This window comes from Azonexus sp. (assembly GCF_036170495.1).
Lineage (GTDB): Bacteria > Pseudomonadota > Gammaproteobacteria > Burkholderiales > Rhodocyclaceae > Azonexus.
Map to the genome: position 1 here is coordinate 1 of NZ_JAVHPH010000309.1, position 2642 is coordinate 2642.

Genomic DNA, 2642 nt, shown 5'->3' on the forward strand with positions numbered 1-2642 from the left:
AGCAGCGTGAGAAGCCAGTTTTTCGTTTTCATGATGATCTCCGTTGGTTTTGGGGGGGGCTACACCAAGGTATACGGAAAACGCATTTAATTTATTCCATCAGCCCGAGCCAGCCGCCACAAAGAAGTCACCTCGGCCACCCGCGCCGCATGCAGCGGATCGCTCACATCCTGCGCCTTGGGATGTTGCGGCCGAGTATCGAGACGCTCAATAACTTTCAGTCCGGCCATCGCAATCCAGCCGAGCAGCTTTTGCCGCGAGCGCAGGCCGAGATGTTCGGCAATATCCGAAATAATCAGCCACCCCTCGCCATCGGCCTCGAGATGCGCGGCCAGCCGTCGGAGAAAACCGCGCAACATGCGCGAATCGGGATCATAGACCGCGTACTCGATCGGCGAAGTGGGCTCGGCCGGCAACCACGGCGGATTGCACACAACCAGCCTGGCCCGCCCGGGCGGGAATAAATCGGTCTTGACGAGTTGGATTGCTGCGGTCAACCCCAATTTTTCGACATTTTCGGCAGCGCACGCCAAGGCGCGCTCGTCCATGTCGGTCGCCACGATCTGCTTGACACCACGCCGGGCCAGAATCGCCGCGATGATGCCCGACCCCGTCCCAATATCGAAGGCCAGATCGCAGTTGCCTGGCAACGGTGCCTTGGCGACGAGATCGACATATTCCCCGCGGACCGGCGAAAACACGCCGAAATGCGGGTAGATGCGTCCCTCGACCGCCGGCACCGGCACGCCCTTCTTGCGCCACTCGTGGGCGCTGACGACCGCCAGCAACTCGCGCAATGAAACGACAGACTCCTCGCCAGCCGGCGCCCCGTAAGCCTCGACGCAAGCCTGCCGGACATCTTGCGCCCGGCGCAGGGGGATACTGTAATCGCCACCAAGTGGCACCAGCAACAGGCCGAGCGCCTGCGCCCGTCGCCCCTGGTTCCGACGATGCTGCTCGAACGCCTCGGCTGGCGTTACCGGCTTTTTCTGTCCACCTAACCGCGGCTGGCGATCAGCGCGCCGACTCAAGCCCTGCAACAAATGACGGGCATTCTGCCAGTCGCCGCGCCACAGCATCGCCGTTCCCGCGCTAGCCAACGTCCAGGCAGCATCGACACTCCAACGATCATCAACGACAACAAGCCGGTCATGCACCGGCACGCCAGCCTCGGAACGCCAGCGGGCGGATTTTGTCTCGCCACCCTCAGCCCAAGTAACCACAGGAAATGTCGCGCGCGTCATGGCCCGCATTGTAGGACAGAAGCCAGGGGGCCACCGCCCCGCACATTGACGCAAACAACGTAATTGCTGAAATTGTGAATTATTCGACCGTCGACCAAGACACTGGCTGAAACAATGTCAGCCAATCAAATCCATTCGTAGCAGCAATCCCCACTCACAGGATCCACCCCGTGACCACTTTGAGCTCATTCCCTGCCGGCGGCATCATCGAATCCGCGATCACTTTATTCGGAAGCAACGCGACAAACACGGAGCGACACCCGGGAAGCCCTGAAGGCAACAAACAAGAACGCGCCATGGCACGCCGCCTTGAGCAACTTCACACCGCGCTCGGTGCAGCGGAGGTCGTCTCCGCCAAAGCTGCAAACATCAAGAACATTCCACCCGTTCTCAAGTCCGCAAACGCTTTCGGAACCGGCGTTCTCATCATGACAGCCATGCTCTCCGCCCTGTCCGGCGCTGGCGCAATGTGGCTATTCGCGCCGCACACCGCTGCCCCCACCGTCACCGTGCCAGCCTCGCTGGCGCCGGCAGGTTTTCCGGCAGTCGCCGCGGCGCTCCGCGAACCCGCATTGGTCGCACCAGCCACCGTGGAAACCAACGATACGAAAAAGATCGGCGAATTTCTCGACGAATGGCGAAACGCCTGGGCGCAACGGGATATCGCCAGCTACCTGAAGGCCTACAGCCAGCAATTTACGCCAGCCGACGGCAACTCGCGCGAGGTCTGGGTCACCGCCAGAACGAAGAAACTCTCAGCCGGCGCCCCGATCGACATCCAGATCCGCGAACTCGGCATCGAGCGGGTCAACGCCGACCTGTTCAAGGCCACTTTCCGGCAGGACTACAGCTCGGGCCGCTATCGCGAAATGGCGCGAACCAAGGTCCTGCTCATCACCCGCGACCATGGCGAATGGAAAATCATCAAGGAATGGATCACCGACAACAAGCTCGGGCTGTAGCGAGCAAAACACGTCGAAATTGGAAAGTCGGCCGATAAGCCGGGTTCTGTTCCCCCCTTGCGGGGTTCGGCAATCATTCCTCTAGGCCCGCCGTCACCGACGGGCTCAAGCAACCTACCCGGAAGCAGCGCGGGCCACGCCTCAGCTTCCCTATTTGGTCTTGCTCCGGATGGGGTTTACCGTGCCGTCCGCCGTTACCGTGGACGCGGTGAGCTCTTACCTCGCCGTTTCACCCTTACCTGTGCGTCTTGCGACGCCATCGGCGGTCTATTCTCTGTTGCACTTTCCGTTGCCTTGGGTCGCCTGACTTTCGTCTGGCGACTTATAGCACCCAGCCGTTAACTGGCATCCCGCCCAATGGAGCCCGGACTTTCCTCCCGGCACTTGCGTGCCCAGCGATTGCCTGGCCGACTTTCCGAGGCGGATTATACGCGCC

At 61.2% G+C, this 2642-nt stretch carries 2 protein-coding genes and 1 other RNA gene; 1 reads left to right on the top strand and 2 read right to left on the bottom strand.

What is annotated here, in order from left to right:
- Window positions 1-86: 86 nt before the first annotated feature.
- Entirely contained in the window at window positions 87-1253 is a 1167-nt protein-coding gene (locus tag ADADOO_RS11410) for a 50S ribosomal protein L11 methyltransferase (protein WP_511277633.1), read from the bottom strand.
- A gap of 287 nt (window positions 1254-1540) precedes the next feature.
- On the opposite strand from ADADOO_RS11410, the gene ADADOO_RS11415 reads away from it, so the two are divergent.
- Window positions 1541-2206, top strand: a complete 666-nt coding sequence (locus tag ADADOO_RS11415; protein WP_511277634.1) for a L,D-transpeptidase Cds6 family protein — start codon at window positions 1541-1543, stop codon at window positions 2204-2206.
- A gap of 19 nt (window positions 2207-2225) precedes the next feature.
- Here ADADOO_RS11415 and rnpB read toward each other — a convergent pair.
- Window positions 2226-2621: RNase P RNA component class A (gene rnpB, locus ADADOO_RS11420), an RNA gene on the bottom strand.
- Window positions 2622-2642: the final 21 nt, after the last annotated feature.

Excerpts from the sequence above, each read along its gene's own strand:
- ADADOO_RS11410 (WP_511277633.1), bottom strand. The coding sequence starts at position 1,253 with ATGCGGGCCATGACGCGCGCGACATTTCCTGTGGTTACTTGGGCTGAG.
- ADADOO_RS11415 (WP_511277634.1), top strand. The coding sequence starts at position 1,541 with ATGGCACGCCGCCTTGAGCAACTTCACACCGCGCTCGGTGCAGCGGAG.